At 70.5% G+C, this 16,175-nt stretch carries 23 protein-coding genes; 6 read left to right on the top strand and 17 right to left on the bottom strand.

The window, feature by feature from the left end:
- Nucleotide 1: 1 nt before the first annotated feature.
- The 13 genes from KBB57_RS09235 to KBB57_RS09175 all read right to left on the bottom strand — a co-directional run bounded on the left by KBB57_RS09235 (nucleotide 2) and on the right by KBB57_RS09175 (nucleotide 12,063).
- A complete protein-coding gene (locus tag KBB57_RS09235) occupies nucleotides 2-1,981 on the bottom strand; it encodes a terminase gpA endonuclease subunit (RefSeq protein ID WP_290749009.1) in 1,980 nt (659 codons plus the stop codon).
- Nucleotides 1,982-2,054: 73 nt separating this feature from the next.
- A complete protein-coding gene (locus tag KBB57_RS09230) occupies nucleotides 2,055-2,519 on the bottom strand; it encodes a helix-turn-helix domain-containing protein (protein ID WP_290749007.1) in 465 nt (154 codons plus the stop codon).
- Entirely contained in the window at nucleotides 2,465-2,878 is a 414-nt protein-coding gene (locus KBB57_RS09225) for a hypothetical protein (RefSeq protein WP_290749004.1), read from the bottom strand. The genes KBB57_RS09230 and KBB57_RS09225 overlap by 55 nt, the downstream gene beginning before the upstream one ends.
- Before the next feature lie 70 nt (nucleotides 2,879-2,948).
- Entirely contained in the window at nucleotides 2,949-3,614 is a 666-nt protein-coding gene (locus KBB57_RS09220; protein WP_290749001.1) for a terminase small subunit, read from the bottom strand.
- 110 nt (nucleotides 3,615-3,724) lie between these two features.
- Complete coding sequence (locus KBB57_RS09215; protein WP_290748998.1) at nucleotides 3,725-4,324, bottom strand: hypothetical protein; 600 nt, start codon at nucleotides 4,322-4,324, stop codon at nucleotides 3,725-3,727.
- Between the two features lie 160 nt (nucleotides 4,325-4,484).
- Entirely contained in the window at nucleotides 4,485-5,249 is a 765-nt protein-coding gene (locus KBB57_RS09210; protein ID WP_290748996.1) for a hypothetical protein, read from the bottom strand.
- Between the two features lie 267 nt (nucleotides 5,250-5,516).
- Nucleotides 5,517-7,241: a phage/plasmid primase, P4 family gene (locus tag KBB57_RS09205; RefSeq protein ID WP_290748995.1), complete on the bottom strand. Its 1,725-nt coding sequence runs from the start codon at nucleotides 7,239-7,241 to the stop codon at nucleotides 5,517-5,519.
- Complete coding sequence (locus tag KBB57_RS09200) at nucleotides 7,238-8,431, bottom strand: CHC2 zinc finger domain-containing protein (protein ID WP_290748992.1); 1,194 nt, start codon at nucleotides 8,429-8,431, stop codon at nucleotides 7,238-7,240. The genes KBB57_RS09205 and KBB57_RS09200 overlap by 4 nt, the downstream gene beginning before the upstream one ends.
- Nucleotides 8,428-9,162, bottom strand: a complete 735-nt coding sequence (locus KBB57_RS09195; RefSeq protein WP_290748990.1) for a hypothetical protein — start codon at nucleotides 9,160-9,162, stop codon at nucleotides 8,428-8,430. Before KBB57_RS09195 ends, KBB57_RS09200 begins: the two co-directional genes overlap by 4 nt.
- Entirely contained in the window at nucleotides 9,159-9,680 is a 522-nt protein-coding gene (locus KBB57_RS09190) for a hypothetical protein (protein ID WP_290748987.1), read from the bottom strand. Before KBB57_RS09190 ends, KBB57_RS09195 begins: the two co-directional genes overlap by 4 nt.
- A 290-nt stretch (nucleotides 9,681-9,970) precedes the next feature.
- Nucleotides 9,971-10,315, bottom strand: a complete 345-nt coding sequence (locus KBB57_RS09185) for a hypothetical protein (RefSeq protein WP_290748985.1) — start codon at nucleotides 10,313-10,315, stop codon at nucleotides 9,971-9,973.
- A gap of 9 nt (nucleotides 10,316-10,324) precedes the next feature.
- Nucleotides 10,325-11,617, bottom strand: coding sequence for a DNA methyltransferase (locus tag KBB57_RS09180; protein ID WP_290748982.1), 1,293 nt, complete (start codon nucleotides 11,615-11,617; stop codon nucleotides 10,325-10,327).
- Complete coding sequence (locus KBB57_RS09175) at nucleotides 11,614-12,063, bottom strand: hypothetical protein (RefSeq protein WP_290748980.1); 450 nt, start codon at nucleotides 12,061-12,063, stop codon at nucleotides 11,614-11,616. The genes KBB57_RS09180 and KBB57_RS09175 overlap by 4 nt, the downstream gene beginning before the upstream one ends.
- A gap of 201 nt (nucleotides 12,064-12,264) precedes the next feature.
- On the opposite strand from KBB57_RS09175, the gene KBB57_RS09170 reads away from it, so the two are divergent.
- On the top strand, nucleotides 12,265-12,924 hold the full coding sequence (locus KBB57_RS09170) for a helix-turn-helix transcriptional regulator (protein WP_290748978.1): 660 nt from the start codon (nucleotides 12,265-12,267) through the stop codon (nucleotides 12,922-12,924).
- A 202-nt stretch (nucleotides 12,925-13,126) separates the two neighbouring features.
- On the opposite strand, the gene KBB57_RS09165 is transcribed toward KBB57_RS09170, so the two are convergent.
- A complete protein-coding gene (locus tag KBB57_RS09165; RefSeq protein ID WP_290748975.1) occupies nucleotides 13,127-13,369 on the bottom strand; it encodes a hypothetical protein in 243 nt (80 codons plus the stop codon).
- Between KBB57_RS09165 and KBB57_RS09160 the strand changes: the two genes are divergently transcribed.
- Genes KBB57_RS09160 through KBB57_RS09140 form a run of 5 tightly spaced genes read left to right on the top strand, consistent with a single transcriptional unit; the run spans nucleotide 13,368 to nucleotide 14,612 of the window.
- Entirely contained in the window at nucleotides 13,368-13,577 is a 210-nt protein-coding gene (locus tag KBB57_RS09160; protein ID WP_290748973.1) for a helix-turn-helix domain-containing protein, read from the top strand. The genes KBB57_RS09165 and KBB57_RS09160 overlap by 2 nt on opposite strands.
- 32 nt (nucleotides 13,578-13,609) lie before the next feature.
- Complete coding sequence (locus tag KBB57_RS09155; protein WP_290748970.1) at nucleotides 13,610-13,798, top strand: hypothetical protein; 189 nt, start codon at nucleotides 13,610-13,612, stop codon at nucleotides 13,796-13,798.
- A gap of 39 nt (nucleotides 13,799-13,837) precedes the next feature.
- Nucleotides 13,838-14,233 carry a hypothetical protein gene (locus KBB57_RS09150; RefSeq protein WP_290748967.1) on the top strand — a complete coding sequence of 132 codons (396 nt, stop codon included), beginning with the start codon at nucleotides 13,838-13,840 and terminating at the stop codon, nucleotides 14,231-14,233.
- A complete protein-coding gene (locus KBB57_RS09145) occupies nucleotides 14,230-14,433 on the top strand; it encodes a hypothetical protein (RefSeq protein WP_290748966.1) in 204 nt (67 codons plus the stop codon). Before KBB57_RS09150 ends, KBB57_RS09145 begins: the two co-directional genes overlap by 4 nt.
- A complete protein-coding gene (locus KBB57_RS09140; RefSeq protein ID WP_290748964.1) occupies nucleotides 14,430-14,612 on the top strand; it encodes a hypothetical protein in 183 nt (60 codons plus the stop codon). The genes KBB57_RS09145 and KBB57_RS09140 overlap by 4 nt, the downstream gene beginning before the upstream one ends.
- 70 nt (nucleotides 14,613-14,682) lie before the next feature.
- Here the strand turns inward: KBB57_RS09140 and KBB57_RS09135 are convergent, their stop codons facing one another.
- From KBB57_RS09135 to KBB57_RS09125, 3 genes are all read right to left on the bottom strand, one after another.
- Nucleotides 14,683-14,829, bottom strand: a complete 147-nt coding sequence (locus KBB57_RS09135) for a hypothetical protein (RefSeq protein WP_290748962.1) — start codon at nucleotides 14,827-14,829, stop codon at nucleotides 14,683-14,685.
- A gap of 73 nt (nucleotides 14,830-14,902) precedes the next feature.
- Nucleotides 14,903-15,361 carry a PIN domain-containing protein gene (locus tag KBB57_RS09130; RefSeq protein WP_290748959.1) on the bottom strand — a complete coding sequence of 153 codons (459 nt, stop codon included), beginning with the start codon at nucleotides 15,359-15,361 and terminating at the stop codon, nucleotides 14,903-14,905.
- A complete protein-coding gene (locus KBB57_RS09125) occupies nucleotides 15,358-16,101 on the bottom strand; it encodes a hypothetical protein (RefSeq protein ID WP_290748956.1) in 744 nt (247 codons plus the stop codon). Before KBB57_RS09125 ends, KBB57_RS09130 begins: the two co-directional genes overlap by 4 nt.
- Nucleotides 16,102-16,175: the final 74 nt, after the last annotated feature.

Raw genomic sequence — 16,175 nt, 5'->3', positions numbered from 1 at the left:
CTTACCAGCCCGAGAAGTCCGGGCGAGGGCGGATCGGCCGCCGGTTGCGTTTCACGGGTCGCGCCGCCGCCGCCGGGGCCTCGCCCTCGGGCTCGGGCGGGGCCTCGGGCGCGGCATTGCTCAGGTCGGCGAAGGCGTTTTCGGGGCCGGCGATCGCCCAGGGCGGCGGCCGGTCCGGGTTGATCTTCTCGACCCCGAGGACGATCCCGAGCGCGAGGGCGTAGACCGACAGGTCGAGGCTTTCGTTTCGCCCGACCCCCGGCCGCTTTTCCCAGCGGCCCGAGGCGTCGCGCCGCTCGGCGGCGTATTCAGCGAACAGGTCGGGCGGGGCGTCGCGCGGGATCAACAGCGCGCGGGTCCCTTCGTCGCCGCGGGTCAGGCTCGCGGCGATTTCGTCCTTAAGCCGGTCGGTCGCGGCCCAAATGATTCGCACGTCCTTCGCGACATGCCGCTTGCCCTTATGCGCCGTCTCGGGCGCGGCGACCTCGGCGCGCTTCGAGCGATCGCCGCCGCGACCGCGGATCAGGTGGAAGCGGCGCGGGTGCGTCGCCCGGACCGATCGCCAAAAGGCGTAAGCGTTCGGGGTGACGCCCGCCTCGCCGCCGGCGTCAATCACGATCCCGAGCGCCCGCAGCGCGTAGCCCGCGCCTTGAACCGGCCAGGACCGATCGGCGAGGTCGAGCAGCGCGGCCCAATCCTCGCCGAAGCGCGCCGGGTCGATCCGCCGCCCCTCGCGCCTTGGCGCGCTCGGCGGCGGCGTGTGCAGGTCGAAACGGTCGATCACGGTCCGCTCTAGGTCCGCGCCCCATGCCTCGACCTGGGCGACGAAACGCCCGGATTGCACGTCAACCGCGATCGTCAGGAACCGGGTCGCCGGCGGGGCCATCCGCCAGGGCCGATCGGTGGCGAGCGAGCGCAATCCGGCTTCGTCCAGCGCCGCGGTTGAGGCCGCCGCCCGGCTCGCATAGGGCAAGCCGAGGTCGAGGTTTGTCGCCGATTTCAACAGCGTCTCGTCGCCCGTCGCGTCGAATTGCGCTTCGCCTTCGAGGTAGCGGGTGACGATCTGCGCCCAGGTCGCGAGCGCCGCCGCCGGGCCTTGCAGCCAGTAAGAGACGGTCGCGGCGCGTCGGGTGAGCGGGCCGAGCGGGGCGGTCGAGCCGTCGCCGGTTTCGTGCAGCCAGCGGCCGCGCCGGTTCAAAGTCGCCTTGACTGAATGCTCGATCACGCCCCCGCAATGCGGGCAAACCATGTAAGCCGCCGCGCCCCGCTCGGCCGGGGTCCCGTCGCGGGGATAGTGCAGCCGGTCGAATGCCGGCTCGAATTCGTTCTCGCAATGCGGGCAGGGCCAATACCAGCGGCCCCGTGTCCCGGCGTTGTAGAGGCCGACGATCCCGTCGCAGGGCGGGGCCTCATGTGGGGTCGAGGGTTGCCAAGTCTCATCGAGGATCGGGAAGCCGGGCGACGCCTCGGCGACGGTCATTCCGCGGGTTCCGCTCGATTGCGTCCGCTTGCGCCCGAGGGCGAAGGCCGAGCCCTCGCCGCCGAGGTCCTGGGGGAAGCGGTCGTAATCGGTCAGCAGGACCAGCGGGATCGAGCGCGCCGATAGCTGTTGCACAACCGGCCATCCGATCGTGAGGCGCGCCCCCGCGAGAAACCGCTTGTCGAAAGTGTTGTCGGCCCCCTTGCCCTTCGCCAGCCGGGCCGCAAGCTCGGGCGAGTGCCGGATCAGCTTGTCGATCGTCTCGATCGAGAACTCGCGCGCCGCCGCTTGCGTCATGTGAACCACATGCACAAGTCGGGGCGCGGCGAGGATCGCGTGAACCAGCGGGTTAAGGATCAGCGCCTCGGTCTTGCTCGACCGGGCGGGGCCGACGAAAGCCAGCGCCTCGAAGCGCCGGGACCCGGCCGAGTCCATCGGCTCGACCATGTAGGGGGCGACATCGTTCCGCCAGGGGACCCAATGCCCGCCGGCCTCGACCATGCGCCGACAGGCCGCCTCGGATATCGCGACCCGCGCCGGCGGCGCGAGGGCGGGCAGCGCCGCCCGGACGATCTCAGCCGCGGACCGCAACGGGGGCAGCGCGGCCCCCGGCGTGAATTTCTGCGGACGTTCTGCGAGCAAGGTCCGGGTCCCCTTCGAGACTGTATCCGCGGCCGTGCGCGGTCGCGATCCAGAGGCCCGAGGCGGCGAGTTTCGGCCGCAGCCGGTGCAGGTAGACCCCGACCAGCGCCCGCGCGCGGTCGGGGGTGACGGGGCCGCCGCTCGGGCGGATCGCCTCGGCGAGCGCCTGGGCCGAGACGATCTTGCCGGGGTCCTCGCCGAGCCGGGCGAGCAACCGCCCTTCAAGCGGGGTCAGAAATTCGCGGGTGCGCGGCCGCCCGGTCGGGCGCGGCCTCGGCTTTCGGCCGGCCGCCGCCGTTTGCAGCGTCGCGATCGCGGCGCGCAGGGCGTGGCATTCTTCGATCAGTTGATCGAACGAAAGGCATTCGGGATCGGGTCGGTCCGACAGGTCGAGCATGTTGCGAGATCCACAAGCAAGAAAGCGCCCGGCCCGACCAGGGTCAGGCCGAAGCCGTGCGCCTCGACCGCCGACTCGAAGGGCCAGGGCTCGGCGAAGCCATAGCCCCAGGCGGCGGACCGATCCCACGGGCCGGGATAGCAGCGCCGCGGGGGCGCGAAAGGCGAATTCGTCATGGCGAGCGCCCGCAGCCGAACCGGCGCGGCCTCGGGCTCGGGCGGGGCCGCGACCTCGGCGACCTCGGCGTCCGCAACGCGCGGCGACAACAGGATCGCCACAAGGCCGACGATCCCGCCGGCGAGATAGAGCAGGCCCACAACCCGCATCAGCCCGTGCCACACGTCGAGCGCGATTTGCATGTCGATCCCCCGTCCCCCGGCCATCCTGGGGGGCGGGGGAACCGCCGGCAATTGCCGCGGCGCGGCAGGGTTAGCGGGCCTCGGCGTCCCCGCGCCCCAGGTCGTAGAGGTCGGCGATCCGCCGGCGCGCGCCTTCGAGGATATCGTCGCAGATCGCTTGCGCCGCCTCGACCCCCGCGCCGTCGAGCCCAAGCTCGCGGGCGAGCCGGTCGGGGGCCGCGTCGAGGCCGTCGCGGACCTCGGCGAAGATCGCTTGCAGCGCCTCGGCGACCTCGGCCGCCGCGATCAATTCGCCGCGGGCGCGGGCCGCGTCGGTCCAAGCCTTTTCGAGTTGCAGCGTCTCGATCGCGTCGCGCTTCGAGAGGCCGGGATCGCCGCCGGGCGCGACGGTCCCGCCGGTCAGGGCGAGCCGTAGCTGTTGCGTCGCGTCCTCGGCCGCGAGGCGCGCCGCTCGATCGTCCGCCTCGCGGCGGCGCATCCAGGCGAAGCAAAGCGACAGGCGGAATTGGTAGCTGCGGCCGTTGGTCCCCTCGACCTCGACAGGCAGGCCCAGGCGTCGCCAATGGGCGAGCGTGGTTTGCGAGGTCCCGAGGGCGTCGGCGAGTTGGTACTGATTCACAACCGCGTCGGGGACCCCGGCGGGCAGCGGATAGGCGAGGACCAGGGCGGTTTCGTCCGCGTCGAGGGGCCGCAAGGGCGAGCCCTCGCCGGCCGGCCCGAGCGGCGCATCGGTCATAAGAGCAACAACCCCAATTGATAGGGCGGCCGCCGCCGCCCCAAGTTTGCCCAACAAAGCGCGATCGCGAATTACCCGCGTGGCTTAGTGTGCGGAAGGACCCGTGCGTCTTACCGGGCCGAGGCGAGCGCCCGCTTGATCGCGCGCTCGAAGGCGATCGGGAAGTAGGCCCGCGCCGTCCGCTCGGCGTCGCGCTCGAAGTGCAGGCGCGGCGCATAGGTCGCCCGAGGCTCGAAGGCGACCAGCAGCCGAAGGCGGCCGCCCTTCCAGCGTTGATAGAGGCCCGGCCCGAGGCGTCCGCCCCCAGGCCGGCCCGAGAAAACGTCTTTCGAGGCCGAGGCCCGTTTCAGCGCACCCCGCGGCATGTTGCCGAAGGCGTTGCGGCCGATCGCGACCGGGACCGGGATCGCCTTCGCTTTCGGCGGCCGCTCGCCGCCCTTTTCCTGCCATCGCAGGTAAGCGGCTTGCAGGTCCTTAAGCAGCACGTCGGCCCAAAGCTTGCCCTTGCTCGATCGCAGGATCAGCAGGCCGCGCCGGGTGAAGGGCGTCGGCGCGTCGAGCCGCTTGCCGAGGGCCGCGTCGGCATTGCGCCGGACCGCCTGCGCGGTTTCATTCAGCGCGAGCGAGGTCGCGAAGGGCAGTTGCTTGCGGGCGAAATCCGAGAGGTCGCGCTCGACCTCGCGAATGTTGTGGGCAAACGACAGGTGCATCGGATCGCCCCCTGAAACGGCCGCGCCCCCGACCGGGGGGTCGAGGGCGCGGCGGTGGAGCGGGACAGGTCCGGGGCGATCAGCGGCCCCGCGGGGGGCGATCAGAGCGCCGGGCCGATTCCCGACCGTGGCGAGGGCGTGACCTTGGCATGTTCAGAAGTCAACGGGGATTTCTCCGCGCCTCGACCGGCGCGCGGTCCCCGAGCGCGCCGGCCATCCGCCCGAGGGCGTCGCAAACCGCGGTTTTGACCGCCCTTTCGCGCGGGGCCGAGCGTTTCAGGCCGAGCCCGTCGAGAATGCGCGGGATCGACAGGCCGCCGACCGCGATCGAGCAGATCAGCGACCGGACCCCGATCGTGTCGCCGCGAAGATTGAGCCGGACGAATCCCCCGCCGATCGCCGCGTCGAGGGTCCGCAGGGTGTCCGCCCAGGCGAGCGCCTGAAACTGCCGGCCCTCGCGCGCGCCGATCCCGCCGCCGACCCGCTCCTCGACAAAGCCGCCGCCGCCCGAGGTCCCGCCGGCGGCGACGATCTCGACCGCGAGCGCGAAGGTCGCCGCCGCCTCGCGCCGTGCCGGGTCGAGGGTCGCGAGCAAGGGCGAGCCGCGCCGGCGGTTGACCCGCGCCATGCGCTCGACAACCCGCCGCTCGCCCTCGACCTCTACCTCGACCGTCTCGCCGGTGCGAACCTCGGCGACCTCGACCTCGCCGCAGGCGAGCGCGTTGACCCGCGCGACCTCGACCTCGACCCGGCGCGCCGCCGTCCCGTCCGGGGCTGCGACGATCCGCTCGACCCGTCGCTCGACCTCGACCTCGACCCTCGGCCCGTGATCGCCCTCGACCAGCGCCTCGGCGGTTTGCGGCAGTTTGCGGCGGCCTCGGCGGTTTTCCTGGCCCCTATCCAGCCCATAGGTTTCTGCGCCCATTCTTTTCCTCACATCACTAGACAAAGTGCCGAAAGTGCCGAAAGTGCCGAAGATCTAAGGAAATCAACGGGTTGTCGGAAAATCGGCCGGCAGTTTGTCGGCAATTTCAGGGATTGCTTCGGCGGTTTGCCCGAGCCCTTCCGCACGAGCATTTCAGCGCGGCGCGCAAGCGCCGCTCCGCTTCCCCCTTTCCCCCGACCCAGGGCCGCCGGCATTGCGCCGGCAAACTGCCGAGATCGAGTCCTGGGCGGGGGCGCGGGGGCGCGGTCAGAAAGGCGCGCCGGGGTCGATATCGGCGAGGGCAGCCGGGGGCGGTCCGCCGACCGGCGCGGGGCCGAAACCGCATTGGTGCAGCAGCGCCGCCATGTTGTCGGTGTCCTGCCAGCGCAGGCCCGACCAGAAGCGAATTCCGCCGCCGCCCTTTTTCTGGCGAATGCCCTTCTCTTGCATGATCCGGGTCACGGTTTGCTTGCCGTAGAGCGCCGAGCCGGTCATGTCGCACCATTCGGCGTAGACCCGGAAAAAGGCCGAGGTCCTGATCCCCTCGGCCGAGCCGGGATCGGACCGGCAGCAATCCTTGATAAACTCGCCGAGCGGGTCGGCGTGTTCCATCAGCGAGTCCTTTAGCTCGCGCATCTCCGCCGGCGGGTCGATCCCCGGCGGCGCGCCGATCCCGGCGTCGGCGCGGGCGCGGTACTCGCGCCAGCCGTCGAGCATCCAATTCAGAATGCCCGGCCCCTCGCGCTTCAAGGCCGCCTCGACCTCGACATTCGACCGCCGCTTGCCCTCGGGCAACTCGCGCAAGTTGACCTCGAAAGGGAAGAAGACCAGGCGGCGGCGCGTGCCTTCGTCCTCGTCTTTGATCCTGGGCGTCCGGTTGAAGGACAGGATCGGGAAGGCGGACGGGCGATAATAGAATTGCGCCTGATTGAGCGCGCGGACCGGGCGGGGATCGCCGCCGGTCATCGCCTTGATCTTTTTCCCCGATAGCTCGTCGCGCTCACTCGACTCCGACGCGAGCAGGACCCGCGCGCCGGGAATGTCGATTTCCTCGGGCGTCGCCTTGCCGGCGCTTTCGTTTTGCATGGCGAGGAATAGCTCGATCTTGCAGGGGACCGCGTAGCCCGAGGATTCGCCCAGGACGTTCGCGATCGCGTTGACCGCCGTCGATTTGCCGTTGCCGCCCGGACCGCGGAACAAGAAGGCGCAGGTCGGTTCATTCTTGCCGAACAGGACCGCGCCCATTGAACGCTGAAAGCAGTCGCGGATTGCCTGATCGGGGAGAACCAACTCGAGGAAGGCCCGCCACTCGGGACACTCGGCCCCAGGATCGAATTCGACCCCGGCGCTTTTGGTCGCGTAAAGACTCCGATCGTGCGGTTTCAGCCACTCAGCCCGGATCGCGGCGACCTCGGCGCGGGTCATGTCGGCGGTGAATCCGTCCGCTTGGGCTGCGGCCCGCAGGTCGAGCCGGCCATTCGGCAGGGTCAGCGACCAGGGATCGGCGTCGAGGTCGGCGACCGGGACCCGCAGTCGCCCTTGCATAATTTTCAAAGCCTTCTCCATCTTATCAACGTTGCCGCAGGTGGTTGCGTGCTTGCCGAGCGCGAGCGCCTTCGCCTCGCGCAATGCCTGTTGCGCATCTTCGAGGGTGCGGAAGCCGGGGCGGGATTTCTCCAATTCCTCGGCGAGCCGGTGGCGGATCTCGAACTCGGAATATTCCTCGGCCCAGGCGGCGGCGGCGTCCGCCTCGACCAGCCCTTGCAGCTTTTCCGAGATCAGAAAGGCGCGGACCGCGCCGTCGAGGAAGTTGAAGCGGCCGCCATCCCAAAGCCCCCAGCCCTTGCCGACGACAAAGATCATGTCCTCGCCGACCTCGGCCGCGAGGCGCGAGGCGTTCCATCGGTCGTTTTGCTTGCCCGGTTTGAAGGCCGGCAGGCGCGCGGGATCGGTCGGCGGCGGGACCCCGAGCAATTCCGAAATCAGCGTCATGCGCCTTCGTCCTTCGCTACATCGGCGAAATCGCGGTCGCGATCCCATCGGCCGCCGGGGACCCGGACCTCGGCCGCGATCCCGCGCGCGATCAGTTTCCGGCGGGTCCGCTCGGCGAAGCGCCGGGCGACCTCGCCGCTCTTGCTCGACCCTTCGCCGAGGATCAGGACCGCCCGCACGCCCGCCGGCGGAAGCCAATGGGCGGCGGTCGATTTCAGGTCGGGCAGGTCCGAGGGCAGCGGTTGACCGTTCGGCCCGAGCCCAGGCCCGCGGCCGCGGAAGTCCTCGGGGCCGGCGAGCGCGCCGAGCGAGAGCGCCGCCTCGGCGCCCCAGCGCCCGCCCTTGCCGGCCCCGACCAGGGCGGCCCAGGCGGCGAGCGTCGTCTCGATCCCCTCGCCGACGATCAGGCCGAGCCGCGCCCAGGAAAAGCGGACGGGTTGCCCGAAGATCGCCCCGGTGCGGCCGAGCATCTTTTTCGGGACCTTCGAGCCGTCGCCCAGGCGGGCGCGGCCCTCGGGGGTGATCCATGTCCGGTGAACCCCGACCAGCTCGCCCCGGCCGATCGCGCCGATCATCGCCGGCCCGACATGCGCCGGGCGATCGCGGCGCGGGACCTGACCCTCGGCCCAGAATTCGAGGCGCGGCATCAGCCGCAGCGAGGCCGGGACCCCGCCGATCGCGTCGAGATCGACCCCGCGGGCGGCGAGGTAGCTTTCGAGGACCGGCCCGGCCGGCTCGGACGCGCGCCAGAGCCGGCGCGCCTGATCGAGCCCGCGCGCCGCCGCCGCCGCGGCCTCGGCGGCGGCGCGCGCCCTCGCCTCGGCCGCCGCCGCCAGCCGGTCGGCGAGCATCCGGTCGGCCCCGTCGCGCTCGATCCCCGCATCATCGGCGAGGCGTTTCAGCGCCTCGCCGATCCCGAGCCCGTCGCGCTCGATCAGGAAATCGACAACCGATCCCTTGCGGCCGCAGCCGAAGCATTTGAAGAACCCGCCGACCCCGACGGGCTCTAGGACATGAAAAGAGGCGGTCCGCTCGCCGTGAAAAGGGCAAGGTGCCCAATAGTCGCCGCGCCTCGGATTCGAGAGTTTCTGATCCCAGGCGACGCCCGACCGCTCGGCGAGGCCCCGCAGCGAGACCGACGCCTTGACCCGCTCGGACAGGTGGCCAGCGCCGGCCGCGAAGCGGGTCATCTGATCCCCAGGGCCTCGGCCCGGCGGGCGAATTCAAGCGCGGCCGCGTCCATGTCGAGGCGCGGCGCGCGCCACACGCCCGGATCGGGAAGCCCGGCCCGGTCCTGAGCGGGGAATAGGTCGCGCAACTCGATCGCGAGGGCGAGGTCGTCATAGGCCGCGACCCCGTGGCCGACCGGCAGATCGAACCGCTCGGCGATCGCCAGAAAGACCCCGTGCTCGATCGCCTGCAACTCGGGGACCAGGGCCTTTTTCGGCCGGGTGTCGTCGCCGGTGTAAACCTCGGGCGCGTCGTGAAACAGGATCGCCCGGCGGTAGCGGATCGGGACGCCATCGGCGCGCGCGATTTCGTCACACAAGATCGAATGCTCGGCGACCGAATAGAAGCGCGGCCCCCAGCCGTTGAACCGGGCGGTGCGGGCGAGCGCGGTCGCGATTTCGAGGACCGACCCGACAAAGATCGGCGAGGGCGCGGCGAGGTCGAGGTCCCCCCAGACCCCGGTTGCGGCCGCCGGCGGCGGCGCGGCGAAGGTGTCGGCGAGGTCGGCCCGGCCGGCGATCCGAAGGCCCCAGGCCGCCCCCGCGAGATAGGCGGCGCGCTCGGCCTCGGACCTCGGGATCAGGCGGAACGGGTCGCGGCCGAGGCCGCTTTCGAGCGACAAGCCGGCGTCGGCGGGGACGCCCTTCGTCCACTTGTGGAAGGGGGCGAGATCGTCGTCGGGGGGAGTCATGCGCCGAGCCCTTCGCCGAGGCCGCGCAACCGCGCCTCGATCGCCTCGACCCGCGGCCGCAGGGCGTCGATCTGATCGGCCCACGCCGCCGCGGCCCGCGCCGAGGCGGCGAAGGTCGTCGCGACCGTCTCGGGGTCGCCGCCCAGAGCGGCGAGCAGGCCGTCGACTCGGCCTTCGTAGGCCGCGACCCGATCGCCGATCTCGGCGAGCAGGTTTGCGACCCCATAGAACAACGCTGCGGTCGGCGCACTATCGAGCATCGCCGCGGCGGGATCGGCGGGGGCGTCCCCCTCGACCGGGGCGGCTTCGCCGACCCGTCGCGCCATCTCGTATGCCGCGATCGTCTCGGCCGCTTGGGCGGCCTTGCCGCGCCGCTTTCGCGCCGCCGCGGCGCGCCGCTCGGCCCGGTTGAGCGGGACCGTTTTTTCATGCTCGGCGACGACATGAACCGTGCCGCGCTTGCTCATCCGCAAGTGTTCGGGAACGGTGTATTTCCGCGCCTCGGCTTTGGCGTCCATTGCGTGTCAGTCTCCAAAAAGGCCGGCTTGCGCCGGCGGGGTCGGGCGCGCGGGCGGTGTCGCCGGCGCGGGCATGGCGGGGGGGCGCGGGGGCGCGGCGAGGCCGGCGGCGACGGTCGCCGCCGTGCGGCGGGCTTCGGCCTGGGCGACGCAAGCGGGGTCGGAACAGTGCCAGAGGTAGCGGCGGAACCGGGCGGGCAACTCGGACCAGCGACCGGCGACCCGCAGGCCGAGGAAGCCCCCGCCCGGCTTGTCGCAGATCCCGCACGGCCGGCCGCCGATCGCCTCGGTCATTCCCGCCGCCGGCGGCCTTTCAGGCGCGAGTTGCAGCATTGCGCCGCGATCCGCGCGGTCAGGGCGGCGCATTCCCAACGGTCGCGCCAGACCTCGGCGCGAAGGCCCTCGCGCCGGGCAAGCTCGGGGCGGCCGAGCATGATTTCGCAGGCGATCGCCTCGACCAGATAGGCGGCGGCGAGGGCGGCGAGGTCGCGCGGGGTCAGGGCCGAATAATCGGGGACCTCGGGCGCGAGCCGCAGGACCCGGCAATCATAGATCGGGAAATCCCGGTCGGGGGTGTGTTGCGCCCCGAAGTCGGGGCGGCGCGGCCGCTCGGGGCCGTCCGGCGTGGCAAGCATGGGGGGACCTCAGAACAGCGAGAGTTGACCGCGGCCGGCCGGGACCTCGGGCTCGGGGGCGTCGAGCCCGCCGGCGATCACGGCCGCGATATGGTCGGCATAGCCAGGATCGCGCTCGATCAGGACGCAGCGCCGGCCCTCGGCTTGGGCCGCCCAGGCGGTCGCGCCCGAGCCGCCGAACGGGTCGAGGATCAGGCCGCCGCGCGCCGAGACCAGCCGGACAAGCCAGCGCATCAGCGCGTGCGGCTTGACGGTCGGGTGATCCGAGCCGCGCTTGTCGGCGGCGTCCGCCTTTGCCGAGTAGAAGAACCGGGCGACCGATCCCTCGGCGTCGAGCGGGAAGCGCGCCAGGACCTCGCGCGAGGCGTCCGTCGTCACGTTCGCCGGCCAGCGCGGCGCGGGCGGCGGGGCCTCGGGATCGGCCCCAGGTCGGGGCGTGCCGGGGACCTTCGCCGCGTCGATATGGAGCCCGCCGGTCCCGGTCGCGAGGTGTTGCCGGGCGATCGAGCCCTCGGCGAGCGGCTTGCGGGCGAGGACGATCGGCTCGATCGCCGGCTTAAGCGCCGTCCCCCAGCCGTCGAATGCCTGGGCCTCGGCCGAGCCGGGCAGGTACTCCCGCGCCTGGGCCTCGACCGCCTCGGGGTCCTCCATCCAAGGCCGCTGCCAGCCCTCGGCCCCTTGCCCGCCCCGCATCGCGCCGCGCTTGATCCAAGCAGCGTGCGCCGCGGATTTCGGCGCGCCGAGCGAGCCCTCGACCCCGAGGGCCTTGTCGATCATCCGGGCGACCGAATGCGATTTCGGCATCCCGGTTCCGTAGAGCCAAGCCAGCATCGGCCCGCCGCCGCCGGCGACCGCGCGGGCGAAGGCGCGGGCCTGATCGGGGCCGAGCGAGTCGAGGAAGTCGGCCCAGGCCGGGCCGGTCGCGTAGAGGTCGGCGATCGAGTCGCGGACCTCGAAACCCGCGTCCTCGATCGCGACCGTCATCCGGTGCCAGGTGCGCGAGTGATTGAACGCGACCAGGTAGCCGCCGGGTTTCAGGACCCGGCCGAAGGCCGCCCAGGTCCCGGCGCGAAAGGCGAGGTCGCCGCCATCCCAGGTCTTGCCCATGAAGCCGCGCGAGGCGCGGGCAAAGGCCCCGTCCGAGCCCTCGCCGGCGGCCTTCGCGGTCGCGCCGCCGAACCGCTTGACGATCGAGGTCAGGTGATAGGGCGGGTCGGTCACGATCGCGTCGAAGGTGTCGGGGGCGAGGTCCGCGACAACCTCGATCGCGTCGCCGCGGTGCAGGGTGATCGGCGCGGTCAAGGGCGGGCCTCGGGCCGGTAGCGCCGGCCCTCGGGATCTAGGCGACGGGCGACCGCGAGGACCGTCGCCGTCGCCGCCGAGGGCGCGAGCCCGAGCCCGGTTAACCGTAGGATATGCCGGGTCAGGTCGGGCGCGAGGCGGACGCATACCGAAGCGAAAAGTGAGAACTGAAATGGATTGCCCTTGCCGCCGCGCCCGGCAAAGCGCGGGGCGCGCGGAATGTCGGCCTCGGTGAAGGCCCAGGCGTTGACCGGATCGGCGGGGTCGCCGGCGATCGCCGCGAGGACGATCTCGGCCGCCTCGCCCCAGGTGTCGCGGCCATGCGCGAGCATGATCCGGTTGAGCCAGTCGATCCCGCGCCGCCCGATCCGGGGTTGCAGGGTGCGGGCGAGCGCACTATCAGGCCCCCCCTTCGGGAGGTTTCTTCCGGTGAAAGCAGTTTGCAAGGGCGGACCCGGTGTAAAGCCGACGGTCCCAACTGTCTTGCGGAAATAAACGCAAGCGACAAGTGTCGGCGAGTGTCGCGTTCGCCCTATTTTCGGCCCGACGGGTGGCTTAGTGTCGATCCAGTGACCGGCTCGCGCCTTTCGACGATCAGCGGTCGGAATGCGCGCTCGCGGGTCGGAACCGACCAGGGAAGGCCCGCCATGCCCGCGCTAAAATCTTCGCTCGCCATGAGCCTAGAGTATTGGCTGAAACTAAAAGGTATGAGCCAAGCTCAGTTAAGCGCAAAAGCCGGTTTGGCAACGTCGGCCGTCAATGACATTTTGAGAAGCCCGGACCGATCCCCACGGCTTTCAACATTAGAGCAACTTGCGGACGCCCTTGAAATAAGCGTCTGGCAACTTATCGCCGGCGCGGCCGAGCCGTCTTATGCTGCAAATACAATGCCCGGCGGAATTCGGGTGATACCCTGGGAAACCTTTACCGACAAAGAGCGCGAATTCTATTTGGAGCGAGCCGAAGCGACCGGGGTCCCAAAAGAGGCCGTGCTTGGCGAAGTATTGAATTGGGACTCTGTGGCGCTTGGCTATATGCCGGGCGAGTTGGTCGCCATCATTCCGGCGCGCGAATACATGGGCGAGGTCGTCGCCGTCAGATACTCAGATCACGAATTCGTCGGCGTTCGTTATTGCGCCTCGCCTTGGCTTATCGGCTTTGTTGATATCGGTCTGATCGCGCACGAATTCATGGAAGCGCCCGGCCTAGAGATTCTGGGCGCGGTGCGCCGCATCCGATTCGGCCGCTTGGAACAGCGGCCGCGCTTCGGCCTAGTAACCCCGCGGGCCGGCGCACAACGGAAATAGAGGTCGGACGGCGAGAGAATTTCGCCATCGACGGATTTAGCGGATTTTTCCCCTTGATCACCGGTTTCGCCGGCCGTAGAGATTCGGACCTCGACACAACCCCAGGTAGAAAAGAGGGGTCCTGAATGCCAAATCGAGCAGATTGGCGCGCATTGTCCGGGGGGAATGATGCAGCCGAGAAGAATAGCCGGCCGGTCGCCAACTATAGCGCAGAATTCGCCGCCCGGCGCAACTGCGGCGGGAAACCGATGAAAGTCGGCGAGCGCGTCATCGTGCAGAGCCAGCAGGGCGGGTAGGCCGAGGCCGTCGTCATGGGCCAGACCGCCGATGGAGAGATCTTAATCCGCACAAGCCGGTGGAGCGTGAGCGTCGCCGTGCCGGTGGCGGCGATCCTTCGCCGGCTCGACCAGCCGGCGCGGCCCGCGATCGGCGCGGCGTAGATCATGCCCGCGTCCCCCCTTGCGGTCGAGGTCGAGGGGAAGACCCTCGATCAAGCCCTTCGCGATTTCGAGGGTCGACTCCTCGCCCATGCCATGAACCGCGCCGAGTGCAACAAGGCCGAGGCAGCGGAAGCCCTCGGGATCACGGTCCGCCGGCTTAACGCCCGGTTGCGAGCCGTGCCGATCCGCTACCGGGCGGCGGTGATCGAGTGATCCCGCTCGACCATTTGCGGCTTTGCCGCGACATGGTTGCGACCGTGATCGCGCTCGGCCGTCCCGAGGCGGTCCCGATCTTCGAGCGGATCGAGGCCGAGATCGCCCGCGCCGAGGCCGCCGCCTCGGCCGTCGAGCGCGCCCGCGCGATCGCGGCGACCGGCCGTTTCAAGGCGGCCGCCGCGAAGGCTCGCCGCGAGCCCGTCTCGGCGAGCGCCTGACCCCTTCCCTCACAACCCCACAAACAAAGGGATTCCATCATGCTTGACGTTGCCGACCTCGCCGCCGAGGTCCGCGCGGGCGGCCGCCTTGCGCCCGAGCCCGAGCGCCGCCGCCTGCGGGCCGAGCCGCCGGCCCAAGCCGCCGCCCCGGTGAGCGGCTTCGCCCAGGACAAGCGCGGCCGCGAGATCGAGCCCGGCGATCCGATCATCTTCGCCGCCTCGGGGATCGTCGCCGGCGTCTATCTCGGCCGCTATGTCGGCCGCGACCCGACCTCGGGCAGCTTGCTCGCGGTGATCGAGCCGGGCGAGCCGCGCGCCGGCCAGCGGGCGACGATCGTCCCCGGCGCGGTGATCCGGGCGCGGGCCGAGGATATCCGCGCCGAGGCCCGCGCCGCGATCGCCCGCGAGATCTACGCCCTCGGGGCGGTCCTGTGACGGTGGTCGCGCTCGCCGGGGCGCGCCAGCCCCAGGACCGCGCCCCGCGGTCCGCCGAGGTCAGGGCGATCCATCGGATCGAGCGCAACTTGCGGTGCCTGGGCGACGATCTCGACCGGCTCGGGCTCGGCGACCGGGCGGAATTCGCCTATGGGCTCGCCGCCAGCGCCCGCGAAGTCGCCGCGAGGCTTCGGCCATGATCGACCGGCCGATCCCGGGAATCGAGGACTCGCCGCGCGAGGCGCGCGCCTTCATCGAGGAGAGCCGCCGGCGGTTGCTCGAAATCGCCGACCGTTGTCGCGACCTGGGCCTGTCCGCCGACGAATGCCGCAAGGTCGCCGCAATGGGCGCACGCATCGCCGCGCAACTCAATCAGTGACGCCCCCGCCTGAAACGCGAAAGGGCCGCCCCTCGGGGCGGCCCTTGCCGTTCGCGCCGGCGATCGCTGGTCAGTCGAGGTCGCCGTGAAGCCGGCGGACCCAGGGGGCGCGAAAGTGAAAGCCCTCGCGGAAGCCGCGCCGAATGCAGCGGACAATGAAGCTGGTCAACAGGAAGATGAAGCCCGCGAAGACCGCCCAGGCGATAGCGTCCGACATTTGCTCGGTCCCTTCTCAGGTGCCGCGCGCCGGCGGCCGCCGGCGAGTGTCCCCGCCGACCCTTGCCGGATCGTTAAAGGTTGAGGCGGGATTGCAGCGGTGCGACCGGGGTGCGGATCAGCAGAGGTGGCGAGCCAATCAACCCACTCTTGCCCAACAGGCCGGCGTCGAAGGTTTCCAGCACGGGGGCTTTCGCCTCGATCGCGGTTGCGACGTGAATCGCATCCTTCGGCCGAATGCCGTGAAACCAGACCAGGTCTTGCGCGGCTTCCGCCGTTTTCCGGGTCACGTTCAGGATACGGAATTGGCTTCGCCGGAAGAACCGGCGAACGATCTCCGCGCGTTGCGCGTCCGGTCGCGGCGCGCCCTTCTGCCAAAGGACCTCGGCGATCGCCAGGGCCGAGGTAACGATCACGATTTCGCCCATCGTGGCGCGTTGCAGCGTGCCCTCGCACAATTCGACCTTGCCGGGCTCGGCTTGCAGGTGGCCTAGAAAGGCGTCGCTATCCCAATAGACCAGCGTCGGCTTCATCCAACCGCCCGAAGAATGCCGCGCACGTCCGCCGGGGTCGGCAAATCAGCGTCGTCGGGAAGGACCTCGATCGACCCGGCGCTTATGCTGATTGGCGTTCCATCCCGACGATATTCGATCATCCCGGCGACCTCTACGCGCCGCCGAAAACTCGAGAAAACGTCCGGCAATAGTCCCTCCGGGAAGTAACATTTCAAGGTCAGCCCGAGGGCTTCGTCGCGCAACCGAAACCGCAGCGAGCCCGGCGCGTCCTCGATCGCTTGCAGCCGGCCCTCCGCAGTGCCGAAATCCTGATAAGCGATCCGCCAGTCCTCGCGGATCGTGTGCGCGATCTCGGGGGTCACGGCAACCGGGCGGCGTTCGATCCAAAGTCGGATTGGGGTCGGCGCGGTCCGCCCGCCCTCGCTCATCTCGGACATGACTTTGAGATGCTTCATCGCCGCCTCGGGGACCGCAGCGCCTTCGATATCGCCCGCCGCCAGGGCTTCCGCGCCCTCGGCGGCCCGCGCATAGATCGCGTGCAGCACGGCCGGCGGGGCGGAAGGCGGCGGGACCAGCGAGATCAGGGCGCTTCCGTGGTGAACTTGCACGGTCCAGCGCGGGGGTTTGTCGGTCGCGACCTCGGCGACCTCGGCGAGATAACCGAAGAATGCGCGGGTCAACGCGAGAAACTGATCCGGCGCGAGGTCAGCGCCGATTTCGAGGGTGAGATCGCTTGGAATCTGATCCGGCGTCGCCATCGCAATTCCGTCCCCTGGGCCTCGCCTGACGCGAAGGCATCATAGGCTTGCCATCGGCGAGTTTGCAAATCGTA

Origin of the sequence: Amaricoccus sp. (genome assembly GCF_017993425.1) — a bacterium.
Taxonomy (GTDB): domain Bacteria; phylum Pseudomonadota; class Alphaproteobacteria; order Rhodobacterales; family Rhodobacteraceae; genus Amaricoccus.
This window is presented reverse-complemented; position numbering and strand designations above follow the sequence as displayed.

Excerpts from the sequence above, each read along its gene's own strand:
- KBB57_RS09235 (WP_290749009.1), bottom strand. The coding sequence starts at position 1,981 with ATGGTCGAGGCCGGCGGGCATTGGGTCCCCTGGCGGAACGATGTCGCC.
- KBB57_RS09230 (WP_290749007.1), bottom strand. The coding sequence starts at position 2,519 with ATGCTCGACCTGTCGGACCGACCCGATCCCGAATGCCTTTCGTTCGAT.
- KBB57_RS09225 (WP_290749004.1), bottom strand. The coding sequence starts at position 2,878 with ATGCAAATCGCGCTCGACGTGTGGCACGGGCTGATGCGGGTTGTGGGC.
- KBB57_RS09220 (WP_290749001.1), bottom strand. The coding sequence starts at position 3,614 with ATGACCGATGCGCCGCTCGGGCCGGCCGGCGAGGGCTCGCCCTTGCGG.
- KBB57_RS09215 (WP_290748998.1), bottom strand. The coding sequence starts at position 4,324 with ATGCACCTGTCGTTTGCCCACAACATTCGCGAGGTCGAGCGCGACCTC.
- KBB57_RS09210 (WP_290748996.1), bottom strand. The coding sequence starts at position 5,249 with ATGGGCGCAGAAACCTATGGGCTGGATAGGGGCCAGGAAAACCGCCGA.
- KBB57_RS09205 (WP_290748995.1), bottom strand. The coding sequence starts at position 7,241 with ATGACGCTGATTTCGGAATTGCTCGGGGTCCCGCCGCCGACCGATCCC.
- KBB57_RS09200 (WP_290748992.1), bottom strand. The coding sequence starts at position 8,431 with ATGACCCGCTTCGCGGCCGGCGCTGGCCACCTGTCCGAGCGGGTCAAG.
- KBB57_RS09195 (WP_290748990.1), bottom strand. The coding sequence starts at position 9,162 with ATGACTCCCCCCGACGACGATCTCGCCCCCTTCCACAAGTGGACGAAG.
- KBB57_RS09190 (WP_290748987.1), bottom strand. The coding sequence starts at position 9,680 with ATGGACGCCAAAGCCGAGGCGCGGAAATACACCGTTCCCGAACACTTG.
- KBB57_RS09185 (WP_290748985.1), bottom strand. The coding sequence starts at position 10,315 with ATGCTTGCCACGCCGGACGGCCCCGAGCGGCCGCGCCGCCCCGACTTC.
- KBB57_RS09170 (WP_290748978.1), top strand. The coding sequence starts at position 12,265 with ATGCCCGCGCTAAAATCTTCGCTCGCCATGAGCCTAGAGTATTGGCTG.
- KBB57_RS09160 (WP_290748973.1), top strand. The coding sequence starts at position 13,368 with ATGCCCGCGTCCCCCCTTGCGGTCGAGGTCGAGGGGAAGACCCTCGAT.
- KBB57_RS09165 (WP_290748975.1), bottom strand. The coding sequence starts at position 13,369 with ATGATCTACGCCGCGCCGATCGCGGGCCGCGCCGGCTGGTCGAGCCGG.
- KBB57_RS09155 (WP_290748970.1), top strand. The coding sequence starts at position 13,610 with ATGGTTGCGACCGTGATCGCGCTCGGCCGTCCCGAGGCGGTCCCGATC.
- KBB57_RS09150 (WP_290748967.1), top strand. The coding sequence starts at position 13,838 with ATGCTTGACGTTGCCGACCTCGCCGCCGAGGTCCGCGCGGGCGGCCGC.
- KBB57_RS09140 (WP_290748964.1), top strand. The coding sequence starts at position 14,430 with ATGATCGACCGGCCGATCCCGGGAATCGAGGACTCGCCGCGCGAGGCG.
- KBB57_RS09135 (WP_290748962.1), bottom strand. The coding sequence starts at position 14,829 with ATGTCGGACGCTATCGCCTGGGCGGTCTTCGCGGGCTTCATCTTCCTG.
- KBB57_RS09130 (WP_290748959.1), bottom strand. The coding sequence starts at position 15,361 with ATGAAGCCGACGCTGGTCTATTGGGATAGCGACGCCTTTCTAGGCCAC.
- KBB57_RS09125 (WP_290748956.1), bottom strand. The coding sequence starts at position 16,101 with ATGGCGACGCCGGATCAGATTCCAAGCGATCTCACCCTCGAAATCGGC.